25 protein-coding genes are annotated in these 26,843 nt (G+C 46.1%); 13 read left to right on the top strand and 12 right to left on the bottom strand.

Features of this window, described 5'->3' with window-relative positions:
- Positions 1-6 precede the first annotated feature (6 nt).
- Both leuD and leuC read right to left on the bottom strand, forming a co-directional pair.
- A complete protein-coding gene (leuD, locus tag AWU77_RS19580) occupies positions 7-654 on the bottom strand; it encodes a 3-isopropylmalate dehydratase small subunit (RefSeq protein ID WP_062067610.1) in 648 nt (215 codons plus the stop codon).
- 12 nt (positions 655-666) lie between these two features.
- On the bottom strand, positions 667-2,091 hold the full coding sequence (gene leuC / locus AWU77_RS19585; RefSeq protein ID WP_062067612.1) for a 3-isopropylmalate dehydratase large subunit: 1,425 nt from the start codon (positions 2,089-2,091) through the stop codon (positions 667-669).
- 177 nt (positions 2,092-2,268) lie between these two features.
- Here leuC and AWU77_RS19590 point away from each other — a divergent pair, with 177 nt between their 5' ends.
- Together AWU77_RS19590 and AWU77_RS19595 are read left to right on the top strand one after the other, a co-directional pair.
- Entirely contained in the window at positions 2,269-3,147 is an 879-nt protein-coding gene (locus tag AWU77_RS19590) for a LysR family transcriptional regulator (protein ID WP_062067614.1), read from the top strand.
- A gap of 103 nt (positions 3,148-3,250) precedes the next feature.
- The gene (locus tag AWU77_RS19595; RefSeq protein WP_062067617.1) at positions 3,251-4,003 is read left to right on the top strand and encodes a TIGR04219 family outer membrane beta-barrel protein; all 753 of its coding nucleotides are present in this window, start codon (positions 3,251-3,253) and stop codon (positions 4,001-4,003) included.
- 50 nt (positions 4,004-4,053) lie between these two features.
- On the opposite strand, the gene AWU77_RS19600 is transcribed toward AWU77_RS19595, so the two are convergent.
- Entirely contained in the window at positions 4,054-6,231 is a 2,178-nt protein-coding gene (locus AWU77_RS19600; protein ID WP_084618562.1) for a patatin-like phospholipase family protein, read from the bottom strand.
- Between the two features lie 369 nt (positions 6,232-6,600).
- Here AWU77_RS19600 and AWU77_RS19605 point away from each other — a divergent pair, with 369 nt between their 5' ends.
- The 5 genes from AWU77_RS19605 to xthA all read left to right on the top strand — a co-directional run bounded on the left by AWU77_RS19605 (position 6,601) and on the right by xthA (position 12,619).
- On the top strand, positions 6,601-7,677 hold the full coding sequence (locus tag AWU77_RS19605) for a 3-deoxy-7-phosphoheptulonate synthase (RefSeq protein WP_062067620.1): 1,077 nt from the start codon (positions 6,601-6,603) through the stop codon (positions 7,675-7,677).
- Between the two features lie 234 nt (positions 7,678-7,911).
- On the top strand, positions 7,912-8,310 hold the full coding sequence (locus AWU77_RS19610) for a hypothetical protein (RefSeq protein WP_062067623.1): 399 nt from the start codon (positions 7,912-7,914) through the stop codon (positions 8,308-8,310).
- A gap of 157 nt (positions 8,311-8,467) precedes the next feature.
- Entirely contained in the window at positions 8,468-9,400 is a 933-nt protein-coding gene (locus AWU77_RS19615; RefSeq protein ID WP_084618563.1) for a transporter substrate-binding domain-containing protein, read from the top strand.
- Between the two features lie 208 nt (positions 9,401-9,608).
- Positions 9,609-11,720 carry a carboxy terminal-processing peptidase gene (locus AWU77_RS19620; protein WP_062067626.1) on the top strand — a complete coding sequence of 704 codons (2,112 nt, stop codon included), beginning with the start codon at positions 9,609-9,611 and terminating at the stop codon, positions 11,718-11,720.
- Positions 11,721-11,806: 86 nt separating this feature from the next.
- On the top strand, positions 11,807-12,619 hold the full coding sequence (gene xthA / locus AWU77_RS19625; protein ID WP_062067629.1) for an exodeoxyribonuclease III: 813 nt from the start codon (positions 11,807-11,809) through the stop codon (positions 12,617-12,619).
- Positions 12,620-12,677: 58 nt separating this feature from the next.
- Here the strand turns inward: xthA and AWU77_RS19630 are convergent, their stop codons facing one another.
- Entirely contained in the window at positions 12,678-13,619 is a 942-nt protein-coding gene (locus AWU77_RS19630) for a LysR family transcriptional regulator (RefSeq protein ID WP_062067631.1), read from the bottom strand.
- Between the two features lie 139 nt (positions 13,620-13,758).
- Here AWU77_RS19630 and AWU77_RS19635 point away from each other — a divergent pair, with 139 nt between their 5' ends.
- Positions 13,759-14,358: an FMN-dependent NADH-azoreductase gene (locus AWU77_RS19635; protein WP_062067634.1), complete on the top strand. Its 600-nt coding sequence runs from the start codon at positions 13,759-13,761 to the stop codon at positions 14,356-14,358.
- A 46-nt stretch (positions 14,359-14,404) separates the two neighbouring features.
- The gene (locus AWU77_RS19640; RefSeq protein ID WP_062067637.1) at positions 14,405-15,259 is read left to right on the top strand and encodes a pirin family protein; all 855 of its coding nucleotides are present in this window, start codon (positions 14,405-14,407) and stop codon (positions 15,257-15,259) included.
- A 90-nt stretch (positions 15,260-15,349) separates the two neighbouring features.
- Here AWU77_RS19640 and AWU77_RS19645 read toward each other — a convergent pair whose 3' ends face one another.
- The gene (locus AWU77_RS19645) at positions 15,350-16,375 is read right to left on the bottom strand and encodes an acetylating acetaldehyde dehydrogenase (protein ID WP_062067639.1); all 1,026 of its coding nucleotides are present in this window, start codon (positions 16,373-16,375) and stop codon (positions 15,350-15,352) included.
- Between the two features lie 604 nt (positions 16,376-16,979).
- Between AWU77_RS19645 and AWU77_RS19655 the strand changes: the two genes are divergently transcribed.
- Both AWU77_RS19655 and AWU77_RS19660 read left to right on the top strand, forming a co-directional pair.
- On the top strand, positions 16,980-18,230 hold the full coding sequence (locus tag AWU77_RS19655) for a hypothetical protein (protein WP_062067644.1): 1,251 nt from the start codon (positions 16,980-16,982) through the stop codon (positions 18,228-18,230).
- 30 nt (positions 18,231-18,260) lie between these two features.
- On the top strand, positions 18,261-19,289 hold the full coding sequence (locus AWU77_RS19660) for a DUF6976 family protein (RefSeq protein WP_062067646.1): 1,029 nt from the start codon (positions 18,261-18,263) through the stop codon (positions 19,287-19,289).
- A gap of 69 nt (positions 19,290-19,358) precedes the next feature.
- Here AWU77_RS19660 and AWU77_RS19665 read toward each other — a convergent pair whose 3' ends face one another.
- Positions 19,359-19,883, bottom strand: a complete 525-nt coding sequence (locus AWU77_RS19665) for a hypothetical protein (RefSeq protein ID WP_238582531.1) — start codon at positions 19,881-19,883, stop codon at positions 19,359-19,361.
- Between the two features lie 13 nt (positions 19,884-19,896).
- Positions 19,897-20,286 (bottom strand): hypothetical protein, encoded by a 390-nt coding sequence (locus tag AWU77_RS19670; protein ID WP_062067648.1) that lies wholly within the window; start codon positions 20,284-20,286, stop codon positions 19,897-19,899.
- Between the two features lie 179 nt (positions 20,287-20,465).
- Here AWU77_RS19670 and AWU77_RS19675 point away from each other — a divergent pair, with 179 nt between their 5' ends.
- Positions 20,466-22,295, top strand: a complete 1,830-nt coding sequence (locus AWU77_RS19675) for an ABC transporter ATP-binding protein (protein ID WP_062067650.1) — start codon at positions 20,466-20,468, stop codon at positions 22,293-22,295.
- Between the two features lie 45 nt (positions 22,296-22,340).
- Here AWU77_RS19675 and AWU77_RS19680 read toward each other — a convergent pair whose 3' ends face one another.
- From AWU77_RS19680 to AWU77_RS20865, 5 genes are all read right to left on the bottom strand, one after another.
- On the bottom strand, positions 22,341-22,808 hold the full coding sequence (locus AWU77_RS19680) for a helix-turn-helix domain-containing protein (protein WP_062067652.1): 468 nt from the start codon (positions 22,806-22,808) through the stop codon (positions 22,341-22,343).
- Positions 22,809-22,945: 137 nt separating this feature from the next.
- A complete protein-coding gene (locus AWU77_RS19685) occupies positions 22,946-23,191 on the bottom strand; it encodes a hypothetical protein (protein ID WP_062067654.1) in 246 nt (81 codons plus the stop codon).
- Between the two features lie 4 nt (positions 23,192-23,195).
- A complete protein-coding gene (locus tag AWU77_RS19690; protein WP_062067656.1) occupies positions 23,196-23,741 on the bottom strand; it encodes a DUF2058 domain-containing protein in 546 nt (181 codons plus the stop codon).
- Between the two features lie 12 nt (positions 23,742-23,753).
- A complete protein-coding gene (locus tag AWU77_RS19695; protein WP_062067659.1) occupies positions 23,754-25,304 on the bottom strand; it encodes a cryptochrome/photolyase family protein in 1,551 nt (516 codons plus the stop codon).
- On the bottom strand, positions 25,304-25,456 hold the full coding sequence (locus AWU77_RS20865; protein ID WP_084618564.1) for a DUF2256 domain-containing protein: 153 nt from the start codon (positions 25,454-25,456) through the stop codon (positions 25,304-25,306). The genes AWU77_RS19695 and AWU77_RS20865 overlap by 1 nt, the downstream gene beginning before the upstream one ends.
- A 106-nt stretch (positions 25,457-25,562) precedes the next feature.
- Here AWU77_RS20865 and earP point away from each other — a divergent pair, with 106 nt between their 5' ends.
- Complete coding sequence (earP, locus tag AWU77_RS19700; protein WP_062067663.1) at positions 25,563-26,705, top strand: elongation factor P maturation arginine rhamnosyltransferase EarP; 1,143 nt, start codon at positions 25,563-25,565, stop codon at positions 26,703-26,705.
- The last annotated feature ends 138 nt before the right edge of the window (positions 26,706-26,843 follow it).

The raw sequence follows: 26,843 nt of genomic DNA on the forward strand, positions 1-26,843 counted from the left end.
CGCTACTCATTTAACTACATCAAACAACCAAGGCGCCTCAATACGCTTTTTCGCTTCATAGGCGCGAATCGCATCGGTATGCTCAAGGGTTAACCCTATATCGTCCAAACCATTTAACAAGCAGTGCTTGCGGAATTCATCGACCTCAAACGCAAAGCTCTCACCGCTTGGGGTTTTAACTCGCTGCGCTGGCAAATCAATGGTTAATTGATAGCCTTCTGTCGCGTACATCTCTTTAAATAACTGCTCAACGCTTTCATCACTTAACACAATGGGCAATAAACCGTTTTTAAAGCAGTTGTTATAAAAGATATCGGCAAAACTAGGAGCGATAACACAGCGAAAACCGTAATCATCCAGCGCCCAAGGGGCGTGCTCACGGCTTGAACCACAACCGAAATTTTCACGCGACAAGAGTACTGTAGCACCCTGATAGCGCGGAAAATTCAAAGGGAATTCTGCGTTGACTGGACGACCTTCGCAACTTTGATCCGGCTTGCCTTCATCGAGGTAACGCAATTCATCAAACAGGTTTTTGCCGAAGCCAGTGCGCTTGATCGACTTCAAAAATTGCTTGGGGATAATCATATCCGTATCGACATTGGCGCGATCCATCGGAGCCGCCAAACCTTGTAATACAGTAAAACTTTTCATGTTCGGCTCCTATTAATTAACAAAAGTACGCACATCGACAAAATGGCCAGCAATCGCTGCAGCTGCCGCCATAGCCGGGCTGACCAAGTGCGTTCTGCCACCATAGCCCTGACGACCTTCAAAGTTGCGATTTGAAGTAGATGCACAGTGCTCTCCGTTACCTAACTTATCGGCATTCATCGCCAAGCACATCGAGCAACCTGGCTCGCGCCACTCCAAACCGGCGGCGATGAAAATCTCGTGCAGCCCCTCCGCTTCGGCTTGTGCTTTAACCGCACCAGAACCGGGAACCACAATCGCCTCTTTTACGGATGATGCTTTAGTGCGACCTTTAACAACGGCAGCTGCCGCGCGCATATCTTCTATACGCGAGTTGGTGCAAGAACCAATAAACACGCGATCCAACTTGATTGAAGTAATCGCTTGATTGGCTTGTAAGCCCATATATTGCAAGGCGCGCAACATACCTTCGCGTTTTACTGGATCAGTCTCTTGCGCCGGATCTGGCACCTTATCTTCAACTGAAACCACCATTTCTGGTGATGTGCCCCAGCTCACTTGCGGCTTGATATCAGCGCCATTGAGTTCAACTACCACATCAAAATGAGCACCTTCGTCACTTACATAGTTGCGCCAGTCGGCAACCGCCTTTTCCCACAAGTCGCCTTTAGGGGCATAGGTTCTGTCTTTTACATAATCGATAGTTGTTTGATCCACCGCGACCATACCGGCACGTGCGCCCGCTTCAATCGCCATGTTACACACGGTCATACGCCCTTCCATGCTCATGTCGCGGAAGACCTGACCGCCAAACTCCATCGCACAGCCGTTACCGCCAGCAGTGCCAATTTTGGCGATGATGGCAAGCACCACGTCTTTTGGCGTCACACCCAAACCGAGCTTGCCATCCACTTTGACCAGCATGTTTTTCATCTTTTTGGCGACCAAACACTGAGTCGCCATTACATGCTCTACTTCACTGGTGCCGATACCATGAGCCAAAGCACCCAAAGCGCCATTGGTTGCGGTGTGAGAGTCGCCGCAAACCACTGTCATACCCGGCAAACAGGCGCCGGTTTCCGGGCCGACGACGTGCACAATTCCTTGGCGATGGTCATTGATCTTGAACTCGACGATACCAAACTCATCGCAGTTATCATCAAGGGTTTGCACCTGAATTAATGACACTGGGTCTTCAATCCCTTTAACGCCATGGGCGCGCTCTTTTTGCGTAGTTGGAACATTGTGATCGGGCGTAGCCAAAATGGAGTCCACTCGCCAAGGCTTGCGGCCAGCCAAACGTAAACCATCAAATGCCTGCGGCGATGTCACCTCATGAACAATATGGCGATCTATATAGATAAGGGCTGAGCCATCATCGCGCTGCTGCACCAGATGGGCATCCCAAAGTTTGTCGTAAAGCGTTTTAACGGCCATGGTGAATCTCCAAAAGATCGGCTTACACGGTATTTGTTCTGGATCAGTCAAAATTCCCGATACAGGAACCTCGAAGATCGTTTAGTAGAAAGCGATGGTACGGCCACACAACCCATAAAACAAATTTATCTTTTTTATAGTTTGCATTCCCAACAGGAATAATAAGAAAATAAAGCGATGGATACCCAACATTTACACGCATTTGTAGCAATTGCCGAACAGGGCTCATTCTCTGCAGCCGCTGAGCGCTTACACCTGACCCAGCCCGCGATTAGCAAACGCATTGCGTTACTGGAAGATCAGCTCAATGCATCTTTATTTGACCGTATGGGGCGACAAGTGGTGCTGACCCAAGCAGGTCAGCTTCTGTTAAGCAAAGCCAAGTTAATCTTGGGTGAAGTGGCTGCAACACAGCGTGCAATCGCCGATTTGCAAGGTGATATCCAGGGCAAACTGAGCATCGCTACCAGCCACCATGTAGGGCTACATTATTTGCCACCCTATTTGCGGGACTTCTCAACACGTTATCCGCAAGTAAAACTGGATTTACACTTTCTCGATTCGGAGCAGGCTTACCATGAAATACTCCAAGGCAGATACGACATCGCCATTATTACGCTCGCGCTTCAACAAGACTCGCGCCTCCACAGTGAAACGCTCTGGCACGACCAACTCCACTTCGTCGTCGCACCCACCCATGCACTTGCAGCGCAATCGCATCTTCAGCTGGCCGATTTAAGCCTCTATCCATCAATAATGCCCGATACCAACACCTATACAACGCAACTCATTAAAAACCTGTTTGACTTACAACAGTTACCACTGGCTACCGGCATGGTATCCAACCATCTAGATACGATTAAAATGCTGTTAAGTATCGGATTTGGTTGGGGCGTTTTACCCCAGCGTATTATTGATGAGAGCTTGCATATTTTGGATGTAAATCAACCACCCATCATGCGCCCGCTAGGCTATATCCATCACAGCCAACGAACCCTGAATAATGCTGCACGGGTCTTTTTGGATTTATTACAACAAAAAGCCATTGAGGCCTAGCCGTCAAACCGACAACTTGTCACAGAGTTTTCATCAGCCTCGATTTACACTGCACCATAAAACTTCAATTCAAGCCTTTCCAATTCAAGCCAAAGGATACCCTATGAAGCCACGCTCGTTTTTAATCAGATTATCACTCAGCTCGCTCGCATTTACTGCAGCACACCAAGGGCATGCGGATACCGTCTTTGGCGTTTATGCTGGCGCAGGCATATGGCAGAGTGAATACACAGGTGATATGGGCAACCCTGCAACATCCGCCGATGACTTGGGTATGAGCGATAACAATAACAACTTCTATTACATTGCCGTCGAACATCCCGTGCCATTTCTTCCGAATATTAAAGTTCAGCAAAACAACATCACCAGCAAACAGAGCAGCGTGCTTGAAAACAACTTAAGCATTGGGACTATCACCTACCCCAGCGGCACCACTGTCGCGACGGATTTTGATTTGAGCTATACCGATGCAGCCCTTTATTACGAGCTGCTCGATAACTGGCTAACACTCGATCTTGGCGTCACGTTAAGAAAATACTCCGGCTACTTAAAAGCGGAAAGTTCCGGGTTAAGCGACAACACCGATATTGATCTTGCACTCCCCCTCGCCTACGGACATATGCAGTTTGACTTACCATTGACCGGCTTTTTTGCAGGATTTGAAGGCAATTACATCAGTTACGATGGCAATGACTTAGCCGACTACAGCGCAAAAATAGGCTATTCATTTGATTCAGCGTTAGATATTGGCGTTGAAGTGGGATATCGCGCACTGACTGTCAATATTGACGATGATGAAGTGCAAACAAATTTAGATATAAAAGGACCCTACGCGGCAGCCATTTTTCATTTTTAAGCAATCATTGCGATAAGCCTCATTGCGAGGCTTATCGCATACTCCAATTATTAAAAAGCGCCCAGCTTAAAATACAAATTGTAGTCGCCACTAAATGTGAATCCGTACCCTAAATATAAGGGTCCCAATGGCGTCTCCCCACCTAAATAAAGCACCCCGGAATCCAACCACCTATCTGTTTGAGTCATAGTGTAAATCGTTTGCAGTTTGGCCGCCTCTAACGCAAACCCCATACGCAAGTCACCGTTTAATCCCAATGGCATGCGCCCAATAATACGCTCCGCGCGCAGGTGGGAATAAAATGCATCGTCGCCAATGATTTGATTGCTGGCATACCCAGACAAATTCAGAAATCCGCCTAACATCACCGCATCATAAAACGGCAGTTCATCCTCTAGTGAAGCCACATAGAGCCCACGCACGGCAAAAACAAAATCATTGAGTTTATAGGCCTGCCCAACATCAACTGAAAGCTTTTTATAGCCTTCATGATGGGCATCAAAAAAAGTAATCTCGCTACGCCAGCCATGGGAAGGGAAATAGATACGGTTACGTCGATCCAAATTTAACGAAAACTCAACGCCGCCATAACGCTCATCTACATCCGGCAATGTTACTGCGCTTATATCGGCAGTGCCTTTGATTCGGTATTCGCGCCACCCTATTGAAGACTGACCATAAACACCCAGATTGGTCCCCAACAACAACTCAGAATAGGATGTATCTAGCTGATACTCTGCAATCTCCATATCATCGGCAAACAGGCCAATTATTTCACGCTCTTTAAAATAACGCGGCTCGATAAAAAAATGGTGCCGGTAATCGACTGGTTGGTAAAAGTCCAGCTCAAGAGCCGACTCGGTGCCCACATCTATGGCTGCAAAAAATTCTCCGCCGTAATCATTCATCCAGGTGTTGCGATAAGCGCTGCGCAAATTAAAATTGGAACCCTTGCGATACTCATTATCGATAGAAAAACCAAAGGTCAAATAATCCGAACTCCATGCTTTTTCAGCAGCGGTAATTTCAAGAATATTTTTTCCCTCTTGCGCAACGATACGGTAATCCACTCCATCGTAAAAACCGTCGCCATAAGCGCGCACCAAATCCTGTTCCAATTGAGCGCGATTCAGTAGCTGCCCCTCTTGCTGCTGAATTTGTCGCGCAACATATTGAGGATGAACCCGTCGCAAGGGTGAAATAACAACTTGATCGATATAGATTTCTTTTTTACGGCCATCTTTATTTTTCAGCTGCCATGCGGCGTAAGTCTTTTGGTCAACAGACAGTTCGCGCAAGGTCAAAACCTGCCGCTGCGCAGCGGCTCTTCCTATATCAGCCGCCTCCTCATAACGGGCAAAATCAGTGGCTTTAATATCACCCAGCTCAGGAGCAATATAAATGTCGCGCCCGGTCAGACTTGCAAGCGAGCGCTCCACATTTTGCTTGGTTAAAATCCCAATCATTTGCGCCGTTACACTTAACAGTGAACCAATACTTTCCGGTGGCTTTAGCGGAGAACCCACATTGACGGCGATAACCCGATCCGCTTTGCACAAATCCCGAGCCACCTCGATAGGCAGGTTATCGACCAAACCGCCGTCAACCAATTTCCGGTTTTCATACTCTACCGGCGCCATCAACCCGGGAACCGACATGCTGGCTCGCATGGCTTGAGTCAAACTGCCACTGCGGAAAACAACACGCTCCCCCGTACCTATATCGGTTGCGACTATGGCAAGTGGTAAACTCAGTTCTTGAATTTCACGCTCCCCTAAGTCTGCATCCACCAGTTGATTAAAAAATAGTTTTATTTTTTCACCGGCAACAACACCCGGTTGGATTTGCACACCATTTTTGGTCAACCCCAGTTCGGTACCGGCAAGGTAACGTTTGCTGACCTTTTTCTTGCGATAACTAAGCTGGGAAAAATCCGCCACATCAAGGAACATATCCGTCCAATCTGCTACCGCTAGCTTATCGCGCATAGTTTGCGGTGATAATCCCGCTGCATAAGAGCCCGCAACTAAACCACCCATACTGGTTCCCACCACACAGTCAACAGGAATTCGCTCGCGCTCTAATACTTCCAGAACCCCAATATGGGCCGCACCGCGAGCGCCGCCACCGCCCAGCACCAATGCAATACGCCCGGAATCACTTGCATTAACCCAAGGTGACAAGATGCCGATCAGTACCGCAGCAATCGTCTTTCTATTCAACTGCACAGAATCATCCTTTTAAGGAAAAAGTAATTTTTCATGTATAGCAAAACTTGCCAACCAACAATAAGCCCTATTTGTTACCTATCAGATAAAAAGCTGATCAAACGTTGGCCTGAAAAATCCCCAAAACTGCCCAAATAGATACAATATGATCAACTTTAAGAGGATGAGTATTTCAAAAAATGCATTTTTTGGCGGATCAAAAAAAGACTAACCGCAAAAACCTTAAAACAGGAAAACAAAAAACCTAAAATATCGCAACAATATAGTTTATTCTCCCTTATTTTAGCATTTTATTAAAATACCATCCCACTTTTTCAATTATTATAGGTAGAATGAACCACGTTTTTACATTTCTCAGGAAGCAATACCATGACTAACGCCCAAGTCGATGACCTGAATGTGGTCTCGCAAGAACTGTTGATATCCCCAGCAGAACTTAAGAAAAAAATCCCGCTCACAGATAAAGCTCGCGATGCGGTCACCCAAGGTCGCGAAGTAGTACGCAATATTCTCGACCGCAAAGATCATCGCATCTTTGTAGTGATTGGACCCTGCTCCATTCACGATGTAGCCGCCGCTAAAGACTACGCCCAACGCCTGAAAAAATTAGCTGACGAAGTAAGCGATACAATCTACGTAGTAATGCGCGTCTATTTTGAAAAACCACGCACAACCGTCGGTTGGAAAGGTTTAATTAACGATCCTTACCTGGATGACTCCTTCAAAATTGAAGAAGGGCTGCATATCGGCCGTCAATTATTGCTGGATATATCAGAAATGGGCTTGCCGACAGCCACTGAAGCGCTCGATCCTATTTCACCTCAATACCTGCATGATTTAATTAGTTGGTCAGCCATCGGCGCGCGCACAACGGAATCGCAAACCCATCGCGAAATGGCGAGCGGACTTTCTTCTGCTGTAGGCTTCAAAAATGGTACCGACGGTGGCTTGACCGTCGCCATCAATGCACTGCAATCCGTCTCCAAGCCACACCGTTTTCTTGGCATCAATACCGAAGGCCAGGTAGCTATTATTCACACGCGCGGCAATGGTTACGGCCATGTTGTGTTACGTGGCGGCAACGGCAAGCCCAACTATGATTCAGTCAGTGTTGCATTGTGTGAGCAAGAATTGGCTAAGGCAAAAGTGGTTCCCAACATCATGGTTGACTGTAGCCATGCCAATTCCAATAAAAACCACGAGCTTCAAACACTGGTTATGGAAAATGTGGCCAGCCAAATTGTTGAAGGCAACCAATCTATTATCGGATTGATGGTGGAGAGCAATATAGGCGCAGGCAATCAAAGTATTCCTGCCAACCTCTGCGACCTGAAATACGGTGTATCTGTAACCGATGCGTGCATTGATTGGGAGACAACCGAACGAACCTTGCGCTCAATGCGCGAAACGATCAAAACAGCCTTGGTAAACAGAGCAAAAGCTTAGCGAAAGAATTAACTACCACTCATAAACCATTGATATAAAATAAAAAAGCGACATTTTGTCGCTTTTTTATTTTCAAGATGCGAACCAGACCACCTAACAACTGTTAAATTAATCGACATTTTTTAAGGTTAAACTCTAGCCTTTTAACGACGTGACTGTTAGATTCTAACCACTCAGGAAAGCCTGTTGCCGGACGCAAAAGAAGAATAACCTTACCTAACTGCGGAGCAAGACATGGCACTCACCCAATCAGTTCAACAATTTGTTTCCCGAACGAACGATGCGCACGATTTCGACGTAGCTCAAGCCGTTGAACGCGGTGAATTCGTTCTTAGCCTCAGCACTATGCTCGGCTGTGACTACATCTTTTTAAGTCACAAGGGTGACCACCCACTACTTGAACTAAATCGAATCGACACAACTATCCGAGAGCTGCTGGATATATTGGACACTTCCCCCCACCAAAGTATGGTGGTTAGCGCCGATGAAAACACCACTGGTGCATTAACCTTTACTCGCTACGATTACACTTGGGACAATCGACAAGTTTCAAATGTTATTCCCACGCGAGTAACTCACGCAGACCAAGCAGACTTCATGCAAATGATGTTTGATTGCAGTACAACCTGTTAAGACAAATCCGTCACCGCCGTCTCATTCTCTAAAAAGCCACAATTAACCTTGTGGCTTTTTAGCTCAATAAACCCTTTTATTTCTTACTACCAAGCTGATGATGCTGTGCTACTTTTAAGTCTATAACCTCAAGACCAACAACAGATAGAGACGTCCTATGTGGATCAAACCCAAACTGAGACAAATCCTGCTGTACGGGGCACTAGCCTTAATCGCTGCAACAACACAACCGCTGGCAGCGGCAACCAAAACTGTCACTACCAACATGAAATCCAATGTGCAAACTGATTACATGAATGGTCTACTCAAGCTGGCGCTTTCTTATTCAGACAAAAGTTATGTTTTCTCCACCACAAGCGAGGTTTATTCACGCCCGCGCGTTATGGAATCCGTCAAATCTGGTGAAATTTCAGTGATGTGGGGGGGAACCTCTGACGAGATGGAGCGCGACTTTATCCCCATTAGAATTGATGCATATCGCGGATTAATGAACCATCGGTTATTTTTTATTCGTCAAGGAGATCAAGCACGCTTCGACAATATCAAAACCTTGGAAGACCTCAAGCAAATACGCTTTGGTCAGGGACGCAGCTGGCAAGATGCCTCTATTTTAGAGAGCGCAGGGCTTACCGTAGTAAAAACCACTAAAAAACCCGGCTTGTACCATATGCTGGACGGCGGGCGATTCGACGCCTTCCCCCGAGGAGCCAACGAAGTTTGGACAGAGCTATCCGCATTCCCTGAGTTAAAGCTCACGGTAGAAAAAAACCTGGTATTAATTTATCCCCTACCGACCTACTTCTTTGTAAGCCACAAAGATCCCGAACTGGCCAAAGACATCGAACATGGGCTTGAAGCAGCTATCAAAGATGGCGCTTTCAACAAATACTTTTACGGCAGCCCCGAGGTACAGGAGGCATTAGGGAAAGCGGATTTGGGTAACCGTCGCGCCATTCGAATCGACAACCCCTATTTACCCAAAGCAACTCCGCTAGATCGCAAAGAGTTATGGCTGGATTTAACGGCGACCGCCTCCACTGCAGATATAAGCATTAGCTCCAATGACAAATCATTACCAATTCCGGAATAACAGGAGGAAACTTTTAGCAAATCCCAGAATCCCACTAGTGCACATTAGACCAACTGCAAAACTAGCACCTGCCTTTAAGTGTGCAATTCCGTTATAGTAAGCCCTGTTAACATGGCTCTTCGTAATAGCGGGTGCGCAGGTCACACTGCTTGAAACTGCCGCATATTGACGCGCCCAGATACGCGCTTTGACTTTTTGAGACCCCCCTATGCAAATTGTTGTTGTAAGATCGCTAAAACTCGCACTGTTTAGCCTTGTTATCAGCCTGTCCTCTCTGAGCATGGCTGACAAAATAGAAGCCCTCAAGCCTACCTCGGAACAAAATAAAGCCGCGATCGATCTGGTGCAAAAGCTGGATAGCGAACATTATCGCGATCAAGAATTTAACGATGCGCTATCCTCCCGCTACTTTGATGAATACTTAAAGTCACTGGATAGCGCCAAAAACTTCTTCATCCAATCTGATATCGCCGAATTCGAAAAATACCGTAAAACGTTTGACGACGATTACAAAAAAGGCAAGCTCAACAACAGCTTCACTATTTTCAATCGCTTTAATGAACGCATGATTGCACGCCTCGAAAAAGTCGTAAAAACACTGGACGACCCCAAAACAAAATTCGATTTCGATGTGGAAGAATCAATAGTAATTGACCGTAAAAAGGCATCTTGGCCTGCGAACGAGGCAGAAGCCGATAAACTTTGGCAACAATATATAAAATCCAATTTGCTCAACTCCATGTTATCGGGCAAAAAACTCGACGAAAGCAAAACCACACTGCGCAAGCGTTACGCCAATCAATTACGCCGCATAAAACAACAAACCAGTGAAGAAGCATTCAGTGTGATGATGAACTCACTCACCATGCTTTACGATCCGCACACCAACTATTTATCGCCCGAAAATGCTGAAAACTTCGACATCAGCATGTCGCTTGAATTACAGGGCATCGGCGCCGTATTGCAAAGCGATGAAGACTACACCAAAGTCAGTAGCTTGGTATTCGGCGGCCCAGCACAAAAACAGGGTCAGTTAAAACCTAACGATAAAATCGTCTCGATTGCACAGGGAATTGACGGAGAATTTGTCGATGTGGTCGGCTGGCGTCTTGATGAAGTAGTGAAACTTATCCGCGGCCCTAAAGGTACCATTGTACGTCTGGAAGTTATTCCATCAGATCCAACGGCAACCGCCAATAAAAATATTACGATTAAACGCGAGACAGTCAAACTCGAAGATCAGGCGGCCAAAAAAGCAGTTTTTGAAGTGAAAGATGGCGATAAAACCTTCAAGTTAGGCGTAATCGACATACCGACGTTTTATATGAATTTTGAGGCCTACCAAAAAGGTGACCCCAATTATAAAAGTACCACCCGCGATGTATTTAACCTGCTCAATGAATTAAACAAAGAAAAAGTAGACGGCATTATTATTGACCTGCGTGACAACGGCGGCGGCTCACTACCAGAAGCAGCCATGTTGACCGATCTGTTTGTCGATCCGGGCCCTGTAGTACAAATTCGTCAAAGTGACAACACTATTTCACGTAACTACCGCGCTTATCAACCAGCGGTATATCACGCCCCTATCGCGGTATTGATTAACCGTTTAAGCGCTTCAGCATCCGAAATTTTTGCCGGTGCGATTCAAGATTACGGCCGCGGCATTATTATTGGCTCCACCACCTTCGGCAAAGGCTCGGTACAAAATCTGGTCGAGCTAAAACATGGTCGCCTGAAGATTACCGAAGCAAAATTTTATCGCATCTCTGGCGATAGCACCCAACACCGCGGTGTGATCCCAGATGTCACGCTGCCAAGCCTGTTAGATCCAGATGAAATTGGTGAAAGTAGTTATGACAACGCTCTACCATGGGATCGTATTCACCCTGCGCCACATCAAAATTACTACAACATTAAAAAATATTTACCCACCATAGAAACGGACCATCAAGAACGTATGGCGCAAGATCCAGACTTTGTCTTTTTAAACCAGCAAAGTGCTATGTTTAAAGAAGCAGCAGCTAAAAAAGAGGTATCGTTGCGTCTGGCAACTCGTCAGGAAGAGCAAAAACAAATGGAAAAACGTGCTCTGGAAATGGAAAATCAAAAACGCACTGCAAAGGGTGAAAAACCTTATGCTGACTATGCCGCGCTGAAAGCAGCTAATGGTGACGATGAGGATGAGAACGCCCCCCCCAAAGAAGCCGACAAAGAGATCAACCCCAAAGAAGACCCTTACTTGATGGAAGCGGGTCATATTTTGGCAGATTTTATCGACCAAATTCAAAAACCCATGAAGAAAGTCGCAACACAATAATCTTTCGCGCACTATCATTTTGATTACCGCATAAAACACCTGACCAGAAATGTTCAGGTGTTTTTTCATTACCGAGTTTATATCTTATGAAAGCCATTTCATTTAATGCCAACAGCATCAGAATCCGCATGCATCAACTAGAAGCCATGATTGATAAGCACAGCCCGGATTTTATTGGCCTGCAAGAAACCAAAGTAAACGATCCGGATTTTCCACTCGATGCAATCAACACGCTGGGTTATCAGGTCGAATTTTTTGGCCAAAAAACTCACTATGGTGTGGCGATTCTGTCCAAGCACCCGTTCAAAAAAGTCATTAAGGGCTTCGCCGGTGATGATGAAAACGCCCAACGTCGTTTCATCGGTGGTGTATTTGATACCCCTATCGGAGAAGTTACCCTGCTCAATGGGTATTTCCCTCAAGGCGAGAGCCGCGATCACGCGGTAAAGTTTCCGGCAAAACAAAAATTTTATGCGGATCTCATCAACCACTTAAAAACAAGTGAAGACCCAAGCAAACAAGTGATTGTGATGGGCGACATGAATATCTCCCATCAAGATATGGATATTGGCATCGGCGAAGTCAATCGCAAGCGCTGGCTCAAAACTGGAAAATGCAGTTTTTTACCGGAAGAGCGTGAGTGGTTAAATGAATTATTAGCCTGGGGTTTGAAAGATAGCTACCGCGAACAGAATCCTGATAGCAATGAATTGTTTAGCTGGTTTGATTATCGCAGCGGCGGTTTTGAGGACAACCCCAAACGCGGTCTGCGCATCGATTTAATTTTAATGACACAGAGTCTACTGGAAAAATGTGTAGCTACGGGTATCGATTACGATATTCGCGGTATGGATAAGCCCTCTGATCACTGCCCTATTTGGGCTGAATTTAAACAGTAATCGCCATTCGATTGCCCGCAAAACGGATAAGTATGCGGGCAATTCCCTACATGATTTTTTAAGCGCTATAACCGCACATGGTGGGTAAATGTTCTTTTAAAATCTCCGCCAATCGGCGAGTTGCCGGCCCTGCAAAATCGCGATCGGCAAAGGTCAGGTAAGTCGTCACTTCACGCACAGAGCCAATTTCAACTGGCAAATATTTCAAGCGTCCAGCCTCGATATCCTCATGGGTATACGCGTCCGGCAACCAAGCGTAACCTAGCCCTAAACGAATAGCATCCAAAGAAGTCTTGATATGGCTTACCGTCCAACGCTGATCCGCTTCCTGCCAACCTTCGGTATGCCGGCGATATTGTCCAGAGTCACGCACAATAATTTGGCGATACTGACGCATGTCCTCAGTATTAATTGGCCGCCCCAATAACTGCAGTGGATGATCGGCGCTGGATACACCATGCATCGCTACAGTCACTAACTTTTCCCCCATAAAACCCATTGGCACCCGGCCACCAATGGCTAAGTCCACCTGCCGCTGTATGAGGGCATCTTCGGTTCCGCTCAGTACAGATTCAAATACCTCTACGCGGGTATCGGGAAAATCCTTGGCGAAAATCGCCAAACACTGCAATACCCGCGCCGGAGGAATAATAATATCAGCAGCAATTTTCACCAGTGGCTCTACATGAACTGACAAGCATCCCGCCGACTTTTCCAACCGCTCCGCTTGCTCCAATAATTGTTTCGCCCGGCGATACAACAATTCACCCGCTGGCGATGCCACCGCTTTACGCCCTTGCAGTTGAAACACTTTAACGCCCAGCGCCGTCTCCAATTGCGAAATCGCGTAAGAAACAGCTGACTGGCTTTTATTGAGCAGCTCAGCCGCTCTAGCGTAACCACCAGCGTCGATGACGGCGAGCAGTGCACGCCACTGTTCCAAGGTTACTTTGTTTTCAGTGATACTCGCCGTTACTGGTGAAACTTTTTCCTGAGCCATAGCTAGCTAATCCAATGAAAGAAGAAACCAATCCAATTATTCGATGATATACAACCAAATATCGCTATTTATCATTCGCTCGTCAAATCATTTAATGAGCCCATGGCAATCACGCCACTCACACGAAGAGGATTTAACCATGGCAACTCTGTTACAAATCAATAGCAGCTTATTTGGCGACAATGGCAACTCCAGTGTATTGACACAAGAGTTTGTGCAGCGCTGGAAAGAGAAAAATCCGACTGGCGATGTAATCGTCCGGGATTTTGCCAAAGAAGATGTACCCCATTTGGATGCAGCACGAGTACAAGCGTTATTTAGCCCGGCTGAGGGTCGCACTCCAGCACAACAAGCCGTGCTGGATTACTCAGATAAAATTATCGCGGAAATAGCAGCGGCCGATGTCATTGTGATTGGTGTGCCCCTGTACAACTTTGGTGTGCCATCTACGCTGAAAGCTTATTTCGACCATATAGCCCGCGCCGGAGTTACCTTTAAATATACTGAAACAGGTCCGGTTGGCTTACTCAACAACAAACCCGTGTATATCATCGCCACCCGCGGCGGCGTTCACAAAGGTCAACCAAGCGATACCCAAAGCCAGTTCCTTACCAATTTTTTAAGCTTTGTGGGATTGAAAGATGTGCACTTTATTTATGCGGAAGGCCTCAACATGGGCCAAAAAGAACAAGCCTTTGCCTCGGCAAAAACTGAAATCGAACAAGGTGTAGCTGCATAAACAACGTGCAGTTGAAGATTACACATTCATTACAGGAGTGGATTTTATGCAACGCCAGTTACAACAAATAGTACAAGGCCGCGACACCAGCGACGGTGCTGGTGTGCGCATAAAACGCAGCCTTGGCCAGCACCAACACGCGCGTTTTGATCCTTTTTTAATGTTGGATGAATTTGGTAGTAATAGCGCCGATGATTACATCGCCGGTTTTCCCGCACATCCACATCGCGGTTTTGAAACAGTAACCTACATGCTCGAAGGCCATATGCTGCATGAAGACCACATGGGCAACAAAGGCCATTTGCGCAACGGCGATGTGCAATGGATGACCGCAGGCCGGGGGATTATCCATTCAGAAATGCCGCAACAAGAGCATGGAGTAATGCGCGGGTTTCAGTTATGGCTAAACCTGCCCGCTGCAGAAAAAATGAAGCCCGCCAGTTATCGCGATATTGCCGCCACTGACATACCCGTTGCCAACTTACCGAATGGCGGCAGCATCAAAGTTATTGCCAATAGCGCGTTTGTGAATGGAAAAATTATCAGCGGGCCGATTCAAGGACTAACCACTGAAGCCATTTATTGGGATGTCCAACTTCCCGAGCACATTGAATTTCATCATGCACTGCCAGAAGATCACAACACGTTTCTGTATGTGTATGAGGGTGAAATAGCCATAGGAGAAGATAAACGCAAACTGACCAAAGGTAATGCAGGGCTATTAGGAAAAGGCGATCAATTGAGCGTGCAAGCACTCAGTGCAGACACCCGATTTTTGGTGATTTCAGGTAAACCGATAAGAGAGCCTATTGTCCAGTACGGCCCTTTTGTCATGAACACTAGCGATGAAATTGAACAAGCCATTCAAGACTATCGCGCCGGCACTCTTGCAGAAAATTAAACATTTCATTCACTTAATAAAAGCAGGCAACTTTTGCCTGCTTTTATCGCTGCTAAAAAATAAAACACAATCTGACTATTCCACGGAACCTTAGTACTCCAACTGCAAATTGCGATGATATTGCACAAGCGGTCGTTTGGTTTGACGCGACGCCAGTACAGCCTGCGCATAGTGCTCAGCCACAGCAATAGCCGCACAATTAATAATATCGAGATTGCCTGCATACTTAGGCAAGTAATCCCCTAGCCCCTCAACACTGAGATCAATCCGCACACCGCCATCAATTAACACGGGCGCTGATTCCATCTTATAACCTGGAACATAAGCTTGAATCTGTTGCAGCATTGCCATTAATGGCTGCCATAATGCATCCAGATCCACCGCATCAGAATAAGCCGTCACACTGGTGAGCATGCGAGTTTCAGGGTTAACTTCATCGACTAATAACTCAACATCAAAAGCATTGATGCCGGTATATTTTTTCAACCCGGCCTTGGTATTGTGATAATACTCATCCAGATTCGCGAGTGTTCCTGGGCCGATGGAGTTCGGCGACACTATCGATTTGACCGCAATTTTTTGCACATTGGGAATCACCTTGGCCAACACCTGTGCAACAGGAATAGAAGACTGGCCACCACAAGAAATCATGCTGATGTTTTTGTTTTCCAATACTTCCTTCATGCCCAAGGCTGGCACACAACATTCACCAATTTGGGATGGAGTCATATCAATTGCAAGAATGCCAAGCTTGTCGAAAACTTGAGCATGCTCAATATGATTAGCCGCGGATGTCGCATCAAACACTATATCGCAGCGATAGCGGGGCTCAAAAAAAGCGTTAATGCCTTGATCTGATACAGGCACACCCAATTCGGCGGCGTAACACATACCTACCGATTGCAAATTTCTACCAGAGAAGATGACGCAATCCATCCATGGCGAGCGCCGCACTTTTACCAGCAAGTCTACTCCGATTTTTCCTGTCCCTATAATCCCAACCCGCAAACGACCAGGCAATGAACCAACCTGCTCCTTGTTTACCTCTAAGGCATTTTTATGCGAAAAATTCCGCTGTAAAAAATCACCACTCAACAACGCTTTAATGAACTGCATAATTTAATCCTTGGCAAATTATCTCATTAACCGATTTACATCTCGGTGATCAGCATACGCCTCAAAGATTTCACAATCATTTTTCTATTGAAATAACATTTTTTGTTTTTCGAGAACTGGCTCGCATAAAAAACAATAAACCGAAACGTGAAATTTCCCAAACAGAACAACTCTCCATCTTGTGCACCAAAACCAAACAAGAAAGACTTTTTCTGATCCGATAAATATACGACCCACAAAAAACAAGATTGTTTTTTGGTCAAAAAAGAACAAACAAAGGAAAAGGAAACTTTAAGCGACATATTTTTTTATGTCGCCCCAAAAAACCTATTAAAAAAATAACGATATCGTCATAATCCTCTGCCCGTTAACAATTATTAACGCATGACTACAACATGAGAGTTGAAGCGACCGCCTCTTTGCCGTGAGCAACCTTGTTATCACTGCTCATTGCTACTGTTAATACAATTTAAATTTGATAGCTAACATAATTATTGTTAAGCAATCAATCACGGCTTTGAATAATAGTAAACGATACTTTGATCTGAGGTTTTGTCGAAGTAATAGATAAATTTCTGACAGCTGACAGCCAAAGGAGCATCAAGTGGTTAAACAACCAAAATATTATTTTGAGGCCATTTTGGGAATTAATGCGCCTTGGTCAATACAAGATGTAAATGTGGATGAAAAGAATAAAATAATCCAAGTAACACTTTCACATCATACAGAAAAAACACGCTTTTCATTTTTCTCAAAAGGCAATGAAACTGAAAGCAATAAAATAGTTGACACTGGTTTGGGCAAACGTTGGTTGCACAGCAGTATCGGTTATTACAACTGCCACATAGTCTCTTCTGCTTATGACCCCAACATTTCCAGTGCCGGAATTAGCAGAGCTGCACTCTTACAGCCTAACTTTTTAGGCGATCCAAACCGTAATTACACTCATCAATTACGCCAGGAAGTAGCACTTGCCTATCTTCGCAATCTTTCACCCGATGCAATTGCCAACATATTGCGCATCGATCAGGCAATTGTTGATGATATTTTAAGTGATATTGAAAAAACGCCTGAATCCTATCGCTTGGCTACTTGTTTACCCTGTGAATCAGACCCCATCTGGGAGAATATGATTTATGACAAATTTCATTTAAAAACCCAGTTGTTTCCTTTGAAGCTAATGCTATCAAAGCTAAAACTCAGCATGATTGATCCAAAAGTTGATGTTAAATTATCAGACTCAGTCACTGAATTACGTAAATTTTTTATCTCACATATCAACGCACTGGATTCAGAAGTTAGCCAAATAACTGCGCTCTCGATGAAGAAACAATCAGTAGAAGAAAGGCGCAATGTCACCACTAAATTAGTATTGCCAGCATTAAAAAATGGTATCTGGTTAAAATTAATTACCGGAAAAATTGATCTTAACTCTACCAACATGCCACTAAACCTGTTTTTAGTGCGCTTGCGCCATGCGTTTCAAAATACCGAAGACAACAATATCCGTGTATCCGCACTTAATTCCCTGCGTGAATTTTTCCGCAAAAATGTTCGGAGTTTGAAAAAAGAACTGGTACTGATTAATCAGTTAATGAACGCACCAGAAGAAGCACAATACTCACTACCTGACGAGCGCAGTGAAATCTGGAAACGCATATTAAAAGACGATACTTTCATCCCAAGTTCACACATTGCTTATAAGCTCTTACTGTCTAATCTGCGCTCACAAATTCTGATGAATCCAGATCCAGTAGTCGAACTCAATGCCGTAAGACGAGTCAGAGACTTCATTAAACACAATCAGCGCTTCATGCAACAAGAACTACGCATGGTTTTAAGTAATAGCCGCTAAATATTCATAGTATCGATCAGGAGATCTTGCATGGCACAAGACGCCGACATCAGCATTCGCAGTGCGCTCATTAACCGCGAACAGCTTATTGAAAAAATTAACAAAGGCGAATACCTGGTAATCGCTGCCGATGAATCTGTATTAACCGACTTACCTTCCGGTAATTGGATTGCAGGAACCATTCCCTACTTCATGACCACCGAAGGCGGAACAGTTGATCGCGAGAAAATTTTCGTTAACACCATAGAAGGTGTACAACCGAGTAACGCACCGCGCATTACCCTTTACGATGGCAACTCCATTTCGCGCATTGCGCAAGAAGCACCAGAACATGGTTTTACCATTGTTATTTTGCCTGCAATGTCAGAGGTGCATTCATCCTATGCGCAAAATGCACCCGACTACGCCAATATGTATTTCTCACCTATTGTTGGTTGGATTTCCGGGGTCCATCTGGAAGATATAGGTAGCCGCACAGCCAAAGTCGGCTTTGGCCCTGCCCGTGGAATGCTATTTGATCAACAAGCGGTGGCGATGCACATTCCATTACCAAGTAATCAATTAGCCAATATCAATATCGTCAATTTGTTTACTCAAGGTGACGGCCCTGAGATTAAATTTAAGAACACCGGCTTTAGCGTAAGTGATTGCACCATTAACGGCGAAGAGGCAAATCTTGCCGACTACATTAAATATTCCAAAATCGACACGCGCTTGCCATTAGTCGCCAATTATTCGGGCGTGATGATTAACGTGAGCATTCAGCAAGTCGATGAAAGTAATAACAAGGTAGATCTCTATGCCCCAGTATTTGCCGACATCAGCTACCGCTTTGCAAAACCGGTTGATAATTACATTGAGAGTTTCAATAAAGAACTTTCTGCATCAGCAAGCGAGGGAATTTCTTTCTCTTGCAACTGTATTCTGAATTATCTTTATTCAGAATTGGAGGGGAAAAAGACGCGCGATTTAACCGGGCCAATTACCTTTGGTGAAGTGGCTTATCAGCTATTAAATCAAACACTTGTGTATCTCAGCATCAGTGGCGGCTCCCGCTAAAACCGAAACAAACAAAAAAGGCGGATGCATACACATCCGCCTTTTTTGTCACCTCTGAAAAAACCGTTATTAACGCCCTGCTCCATAAGCCTGAATATATTTTTGCAATACCTTTTCATTTTTCTTAATAAATTCAATATCGCTTTTGGGCACCGCCAGAACAGCGGGATCGGCCTTTTCTTTTAATTGTTGCGCCTGCTCTTCGGTAACCTTACCTAAATCGCCAAACAAAAAATACGCAGCTATCGCATTGCCCAGTTTAGTGCTCAAACGCATATATTCGCCGACGGATTTCCAGCCGTGTTTTTGCGTAATCTGATTTGCACTGCCCAGTAGATTATTGGATTTTAATACGGCGTTAATTTTTTTATCTTGCTCTGCGGGCGGCAAAGCTTCAAAAACCTTAAGCTCTGCTTCGGTAGTATTCATGGAATCCACCAATTGCACGATGGGCGCAATATCGCGATTAGTTTGCATCCAGCGTGTAACCGACTGGGAATTCAAATTCTTATTGTCCGGCAGCAACTGCGCGCTGACCGATGCGCAACACACTACCAACATCCACACCACTAGATTTAACAATACTGTTTTCATCACTATCACAAACTCACGATAATCTCAGCGTAACCGCTGTGGTTAATGACCAAACCCAAAAGAAGAAGAACACTAGGAATGGCGTCAATAAGCCAAGCGACAAGCCCGCAACACCTTTACCTTCATAGAATGGATAAAACACAAATAACTGAATTAATGTGGGAATTAATGCAATCACAAAACTGCGCGCAAACAAACTGCTGGCAAAAATCGGCAACAAAAATAATAAACCCCAGAGCCCACCCCATACAATACGCGGGTACATCCAATGCGGCGATACCGATCCCGCCAACTTCACATTTAAAGATTGGGTAATTCCATAATAGGAAAATAACCACATCACCACACACATCACCAAGCCACCCAGACAGCCAGCGGCAAACACAACCAAGGAATTCTTCATAATTTTTACCCCAACAAAAATGCTACTGCCAAGGGTTGGCAGTTATTTTATCGATACTAGGCGGCAGTTTATCACTCTGGCTTAACACTTGGTTACACGAATAAACCACGTTGAGCTGCTACAATATTGGCTCAGAATTTAGCCAGCCCCCCCATTTATATATTACCGGCGATTGCATTATGTTCCGTTTTTTTGAAAGCCTGATAAAACCTTTCCCTCCGCAAGATCCCACTGAACCGCCCAAAACCCTTTATGCGTTTTGCCGCCATTACAGCCGTGGCGCAGAGTGGTATTTAATCGGCATGGCAATTTTTACAGGTTTAATTGCAGTAATGGAGGTGTCTTTATTTGGATTTCTTGGCGATCTGGTTGACTCGCTCAATAAACATACACCCAATACCTTTTGGGATGAGTCCCAGACACAGCTAATCTGGATGGGTTGTATTCTACTTATCGCCCTGCCCCTGTGTGTACTACTGCACTCGCTGTTAATGCACCAAACCCTTTTGGGAAATTTCCCAATGCGTATTCGCTGGATGGCGCACCGCTATTTACTCGGTCAAAGCTACCAGTTTTATCAAAATGAATTTGCCGGTCGCGTCGCCACAAAAGTCATGCAAACCGCGTTGGCAGTGCGTGAAACCATTATGAAATTACTCGATGTACTCTTGTATGTCATGGTGTATTTCACGGGAATTCTCGTCTTATCCGCATCGCTCGATTGGCGCTTGGCCATGCCACTGGTTGCATGGTTCTTTGCCTACTCGGCACTGCTGTATTATTTTTTACCGCGCCTTGCAAAAATTTCCGCAGCGCAAGCCCATGCGCGCTCGGATATGACCGGCCGCTTGGTGGATACCTATACCAATATCTCTACCGTGAAATTATTTTCACACTCCAATCGCGAAGCCGATTACGCCAAAACCGGCATGGAATCTTTTTTAGCAACCGTGCATCCGCAAATGCGTTTGGCGACTTTATTGGGCAGCGGCGTTTGGGCGATTAATGCATTGTTAATTTTTGCCATCGCCGCTGTTTCACTCTGGCTTTGGTCAAGCGCAGCTATTACAACCGGTGCGATTGCCGCTGCGGTCGGGTTGGTGCTGCGCCTGAATGGTATGGCGCAGTGGATCATGTGGGAAGTCTCTGCTCTGTTTGAAAATATCGGCACCGCGCGCGATGGACTAAATACTTTATCTATTCCGCGGGAAGTACAGGACAAACCCGAAGCACAGCCCTTGCTGATCCAAAAAAGCCAAATCGATTTTAAATCCGTGCGTTTTAACTACGGCAAAACCGAAGGACTATTACAAGAATTTGATTTGCATATTAATGCCGGTGAAAAAATTGGTTTGGTTGGCCGCTCGGGCGCGGGCAAATCTACACTGGTAAATTTGTTATTGCGTTTTTACGATGTGGATGACGGAGCTATTTTGATCGACGGACAAAATATCGCGAACATAAAACAGGAAAGTTTGCGCGCACAAATCGGCATGGTGACGCAAGACACATCACTACTACACCGCTCCATTCGCGAAAACCTGCTCTACGGCAAACCTGATGCGACAGAAGAAGAAATGATCCGCGCCGCACAACAAGCCGAAGCCCATGAATTTATTTTAGGGCTCAGCGATAACGAAGGTCGCACAGGATATGACGCACACGTAGGCGAACGCGGCGTAAAATTATCCGGCGGCCAGCGTCAACGCATCGCCATTGCCCGCGTATTGATCAAAAACGCGCCGATTTTAATAATGGATGAAGCAACATCGGCGCTGGACTCCGAAGTAGAAGCCGCCATCCAAACCAACCTCAACACCTTGATGCAAGGCAAAACCGTGATCGCTATTGCACACCGCTTATCTACCATCGCCGCGCTGGATCGTTTGATCGTATTGGATAAAGGCCAGATTATCGAACAGGGTACACACAATGAATTAATCGCACTGGGCGGTGTATATGCGCACTTGTGGGCGCATCAATCAGGCGGTTTTTTGGGGGAGTTTTAAAAGCTCATAATGCGGGTACACTAGGTACCCGCGTTTGTATGTAACTTAACTATCTTCGCCATCAACAGCATCATACCAAACACCGTATTTATCCCCCTGCCATACCAACAGGTGAAAAAAATAGGCTGTTAGTAAAAATGCCAAGCCACCGGGCAATGCTTTTGGATCAGTCCACGCAAAGGCACAGAGTGCAAAGCCAAAGGCATGGCAAAAAAATAGACCTCGCAATGCGGATTTACGTAAGGGTTTAAAACTGAAGTAATTTAAAAAAAACCACCACTTCAACCAAAACGGTGAGTTGCGCCAAATATCGGATTTTTTATCTACCATCATTCGCTCCTGGGTTAGGGTTGCTACATCCACTTCTAGCACAGAGGCGAGGCATTTAAGTGATTCCACACTGGCATTGTTGCCGCTTTCAATTCGCTGAATGGTTCTGACATTCAAACCAGACATTTGCGCTAACTGCTCTTGAGAAAGATGGCGACTAATGCGCAGCTCTTTAAGAATCATTTATCTACTCCAACCTGTGTGAACCCAGAGTATTACTAAAAATACATTCAGTCGGGTACGGCACCTACCCGACTTTCACCCGACAGATGCGAAATGGTTGATTTTACGGTAGTTTTTTATTGCGGGCATTTTCAACATTATTTTTTAGTGAAATACATATCGCGCAGAATTAATAAAATTCCCACTAAAAATCCCACATGCGCAAGCACCGCGCCTGCGGCAAACAGCCAGCCTAGAATGATTGGAGCATCATCGTTAGGAGCCAAAAGGCTAAACAACATAATAGGTAATGCAGAGGCGAGAACCAGCATTAGGCTTAGTGCAATTATTTTTATACCGCGCGGGGATTTACTGCCTAACACCGCGCGGATCGGGTTCCACATAGGGCTACCACATCAAATCGTCAGGGATAACGTAATCTTTGTAGGGATCATCTTCATCTACTTTGTTGTCGGCTTTGGTGTTGGCAACTACCACAAATTTTTCGTCGCGCTGGGCAATTTTGTCGGCGACTATACGCGGCACGACTTCATAGCCATCACCCAGTTTTACAACCCCCAGCAAACCGCGCGCTATTTGTTCCAACACCAGCGGTGATACGCGCATTTTTTTGATGAGCTTGCCATCGGTAAAGTTGTATTCCACATCGCCGTTGCCAGCGCCTTTTGGCTGGCGATGGTTTTCAATCAGTTGTTTGATTTGCGCGGCTATGGCTTTTTGTTGCAGTTCTGAATCGCGCTGGCGATTTAATTCGCGGTCGCGCTCCACTTTTGCTAAACGTGCCTGCTCCGCAGATTGTTTGACCTCATCGACCACTTCTTCACTGGAGCGCCGCGCAACATTGGTTTCTTTACGCTTTTCTTTTTTCGCTTGTTTGACTTTTTTGTTGTCGATCAAACCGGCTTTGAGGAGCTGATCTTGCAGGGATGCCATAGTAAATTCCGATCATGTGTAGTGATTAGCTGGGTAATGCGCCCTTACCCATTGCGCACGTTTGGCAATCGCCGCGCGTTTTTCTTCGCTCTGGTTGTCCAAATGCTTAACTTGCAAAGCCAAACGCGGATGCTGTTGAAAGCGCGCGCGATGTTTCCGCAAAAACTCCCAATACAAGGTGGTAAATGGGCAGGCATTTTCCGTTTCAGCTTCGTCTGGCTTATAACGGCAGTGATCGCAATAATTGCTCATTTTGGCAATGTAGCGACCCGTGGCAATGTAGGGCTTGGAGGCCATTATGCCACCATCGGCGTATTGGCTCATCCCTAATACGTTAGGCAATTCAACCCACTCGACGGCATCGACATACATGGCCAAATACCAGGCATGTATTTGTTCAGGATGGGTTTGCCACAACTGGGCAAAGAGGCCGGTCACCATCAACCGTTGAATATGATGACCATAACCCGTATCCAGCACTTGTTGGATACTTTGACTCAAGCAGGTCATATCCACATCGCCGGTCCAATAAAAGTCTGGCAGGTTGTGCTGTGCATCCAATGCATTCATCGCCTTCCACTCTGGCATCAGACTCCAATACAGACCGCGCACGTATTCACGCCAACCGAGGATCTGGCGAACAAATCCCTCTACAGCATTGAGCGGGGCTTGCCCAGTTGTATACGCCTGCTCGGCTGCCTGCACCACTTCCATTGGCGATAACAACTTAATGTTCAGCGCAGCGGATAGGCGCGAATGATAGAGCCAAGGTTCGTTGGTCCACATGGCATCTTGATATTCACCAAACAGCGGTAAATTTTTCTCGATAAAAAAATCCAGTAGTGCAAGCGCCTGCGCGCGGGTCACTGGCCAGCCGAAACTCACTAAACTGCCGGGATTATTGGGAAAGAACGTTTCAACAGAACGGATCGCACCTTGGGTGATTTCATCGCATGGAAAAGTCAGCGCGCTATCTAATAGACCCGGCCCTGCTTTGCCAAAAGTACCGCGATTGTCTTTATCATAATTCCAATCGCCACCGACCGGTGCATCGCGATTCATTAAGATGCCGGTACGTTTGCGCAATTGGCGATACCAATACTCCATGCGCAATTGTTTTTTGCCTTTTTTCCAGGCCGTAAATTCACCCGGCTTGGCGATAAAGTGATTATCGGCCAGCACCTCAATAACAACTTGGTGCTCAGCGCAACACTGCTTTAATACTTGCAAAACCCGATAGTCACCGGGTAATACAACCCGCAACTGAGCAACCTTGTAGTGCTGCAAGGTGTTTGATATCGCAGCGGTAAAATCCGGCTGCGCCTGCTCATCTAATGAAAAGTACAACAGCGGTAACTGTTCGTCACGCAGTGCTTGGGCGAAGTGACGCATAGCGGCGATAAACATCGCACTGCGCTGTTTACTTGAGGGAACATGAGTACTTTCAGCGAGGGTCTCCGCCATCCACAACACATCGTATGCTGGGTCAAAATCAGCAAATAACACACTGTCGCGATTGAGTTGATCGCCCAAAATTACACAAAGGTTACGTATCTTTTTCATCAGTGGGATTGCTTCCTGGAGCGACGGGCAGCATTGCTGCAAGCGGTAGAGCAGAATTTAACCTCAAGCCACACCTTCTCCCATTTTTTTCGCCAGGTATATGGCCGCTGGCAGTGCAGGCAAGTTTTTTGCGGCAGATGTTGTTTTTTCATGGTGGCAGATTCTTAGCGCGATCATTTTTTGATTCCAGCCTAGAGATACGAAAAACAATTGCGCTGGTATCATTCGCAGCCACACTCACTCGATCTGATATTCAACATGCAATCTATCGCTGTAAAAAACTGGGATATCTTCTGCCGTGTTATCGACAACTTTGGCGATATAGGCGTGTGTTGGCGCTTGGCGCGGCAGCTAGCTGCCGAGCACAATCAGCAAGTGCGCCTGTGGGTAGATGACGTGGATTCGCTGATACGCATTTGGCCGCAAGCCCAATCATTAGATCAACAGCTCATCGCAGGGGTCAATGTCTGCCGCTGGCACAGTGAATTGGCTCAAGACGAGCAAGTCGCCGATGTGGTGATCGAAGCGTTTGCCTGTGAAATCCCTGCTATTTATATCGATAAAATGGCGGAGCTCAAACAGCGAGGTCGAGCGCCGGTATGGATCAATCTGGACTACCTGAGTGCCGAAAGCTGGGTTGAAGACTGCCACCGCATGCCATCCACTCACCCCAGCACCGGTTTGCGCAAAACCTTTTTCTTCCCAGGATTCACACCGCGCACCGGTGGTTTGTTGCGCGAGCAGTCACTGATTAGCGCACGCGATAACTTTCACATCGCCCCTTGGCTGAACACTATTGGCGTTGCGCCACAGCCCGATGCCCTACTCGTATCGCTCTTTGCCTACGAAAACCCTGCCATTGGCAGCCTGCTCTCCACTTGGGTCAACTCAAGCACACCGGTGCACTGTTTGGTTCCCAACGGCAAAATCCTGAGCAGTATCAATCGTGCAACCGAACAAGCGCTAAAAGTTGGCGATAGCTACACCCTGGGAAATCTGCATTTGCAGGTCATCCCCTTTATTACCCAAACCGAGTATGACCAGCTGCTGTGGGCCTGCGACATCAACTTTGTGCGCGGCGAGGATTCCTTTGTACGGGCGCAATGGGCAGGCAAACCTATGGTTTGGCATATCTATCCGCAGGATGAGGAGGCGCATATCACCAAACTCACTGCGTTTCTCGATCTCTACACCCAGTCTAACCAATCGCACTTTGAGGCCAGCCTGCGCCAGCTGTGGTTGGTTTGGAACAGAGGGGAGAATATGGCAGCAGCATGGCAAGAACTGCTGACGCAGCGCGATAAATGGCAGCGTCACAGCCGCGATTGGTGCAATGCACTCTGCCAACAGCCTGATTTAGCGAAACAATTAGTCGATTTCTGCACCAACCAGCCCGGCTAAAAAAGCACTACAGAAAAGCGGCAAAGAACTGTATAGTAGCGCGCCGATTTCAAACTCGGGACGCCTGAGGGCTAAATTGCCCGCGCGCCATGCGCATCAAGGCCTCCTCTATTCGTTAACCTCTGCAAAGAATGGGAT

This window comes from Cellvibrio sp. OA-2007 (assembly GCF_000953825.1).
In the GTDB taxonomy this organism is placed as follows: Bacteria; Pseudomonadota; Gammaproteobacteria; order Pseudomonadales; family Cellvibrionaceae; genus Cellvibrio.

Excerpts from the sequence above, each read along its gene's own strand:
- leuD (WP_062067610.1), bottom strand. The coding sequence starts at position 654 with ATGAAAAGTTTTACTGTATTACAAGGTTTGGCGGCTCCGATGGATCGC.
- leuC (WP_062067612.1), bottom strand. The coding sequence starts at position 2,091 with ATGGCCGTTAAAACGCTTTACGACAAACTTTGGGATGCCCATCTGGTG.
- AWU77_RS19590 (WP_062067614.1), top strand. The coding sequence starts at position 2,269 with ATGGATACCCAACATTTACACGCATTTGTAGCAATTGCCGAACAGGGC.
- AWU77_RS19595 (WP_062067617.1), top strand. The coding sequence starts at position 3,251 with ATGAAGCCACGCTCGTTTTTAATCAGATTATCACTCAGCTCGCTCGCA.
- AWU77_RS19605 (WP_062067620.1), top strand. The coding sequence starts at position 6,601 with ATGACTAACGCCCAAGTCGATGACCTGAATGTGGTCTCGCAAGAACTG.
- AWU77_RS19610 (WP_062067623.1), top strand. The coding sequence starts at position 7,912 with ATGGCACTCACCCAATCAGTTCAACAATTTGTTTCCCGAACGAACGAT.
- AWU77_RS19615 (WP_084618563.1), top strand. The coding sequence starts at position 8,468 with ATGTGGATCAAACCCAAACTGAGACAAATCCTGCTGTACGGGGCACTA.
- AWU77_RS19620 (WP_062067626.1), top strand. The coding sequence starts at position 9,609 with ATGCAAATTGTTGTTGTAAGATCGCTAAAACTCGCACTGTTTAGCCTT.
- xthA (WP_062067629.1), top strand. The coding sequence starts at position 11,807 with ATGAAAGCCATTTCATTTAATGCCAACAGCATCAGAATCCGCATGCAT.
- AWU77_RS19630 (WP_062067631.1), bottom strand. The coding sequence starts at position 13,619 with ATGGCTCAGGAAAAAGTTTCACCAGTAACGGCGAGTATCACTGAAAAC.
- AWU77_RS19635 (WP_062067634.1), top strand. The coding sequence starts at position 13,759 with ATGGCAACTCTGTTACAAATCAATAGCAGCTTATTTGGCGACAATGGC.
- AWU77_RS19640 (WP_062067637.1), top strand. The coding sequence starts at position 14,405 with ATGCAACGCCAGTTACAACAAATAGTACAAGGCCGCGACACCAGCGAC.
- AWU77_RS19645 (WP_062067639.1), bottom strand. The coding sequence starts at position 16,375 with ATGCAGTTCATTAAAGCGTTGTTGAGTGGTGATTTTTTACAGCGGAAT.
- AWU77_RS19660 (WP_062067646.1), top strand. The coding sequence starts at position 18,261 with ATGGCACAAGACGCCGACATCAGCATTCGCAGTGCGCTCATTAACCGC.
- AWU77_RS19665 (WP_238582531.1), bottom strand. The coding sequence starts at position 19,883 with ATGAAAACAGTATTGTTAAATCTAGTGGTGTGGATGTTGGTAGTGTGT.
- AWU77_RS19670 (WP_062067648.1), bottom strand. The coding sequence starts at position 20,286 with ATGAAGAATTCCTTGGTTGTGTTTGCCGCTGGCTGTCTGGGTGGCTTG.
- AWU77_RS19675 (WP_062067650.1), top strand. The coding sequence starts at position 20,466 with ATGTTCCGTTTTTTTGAAAGCCTGATAAAACCTTTCCCTCCGCAAGAT.
- AWU77_RS19680 (WP_062067652.1), bottom strand. The coding sequence starts at position 22,808 with ATGATTCTTAAAGAGCTGCGCATTAGTCGCCATCTTTCTCAAGAGCAG.
- AWU77_RS19685 (WP_062067654.1), bottom strand. The coding sequence starts at position 23,191 with ATGTGGAACCCGATCCGCGCGGTGTTAGGCAGTAAATCCCCGCGCGGT.
- AWU77_RS19690 (WP_062067656.1), bottom strand. The coding sequence starts at position 23,741 with ATGGCATCCCTGCAAGATCAGCTCCTCAAAGCCGGTTTGATCGACAAC.
- AWU77_RS19695 (WP_062067659.1), bottom strand. The coding sequence starts at position 25,304 with ATGAAAAAGATACGTAACCTTTGTGTAATTTTGGGCGATCAACTCAAT.
- AWU77_RS20865 (WP_084618564.1), bottom strand. The coding sequence starts at position 25,456 with ATGAAAAAACAACATCTGCCGCAAAAAACTTGCCTGCACTGCCAGCGG.
- earP (WP_062067663.1), top strand. The coding sequence starts at position 25,563 with ATGCAATCTATCGCTGTAAAAAACTGGGATATCTTCTGCCGTGTTATC.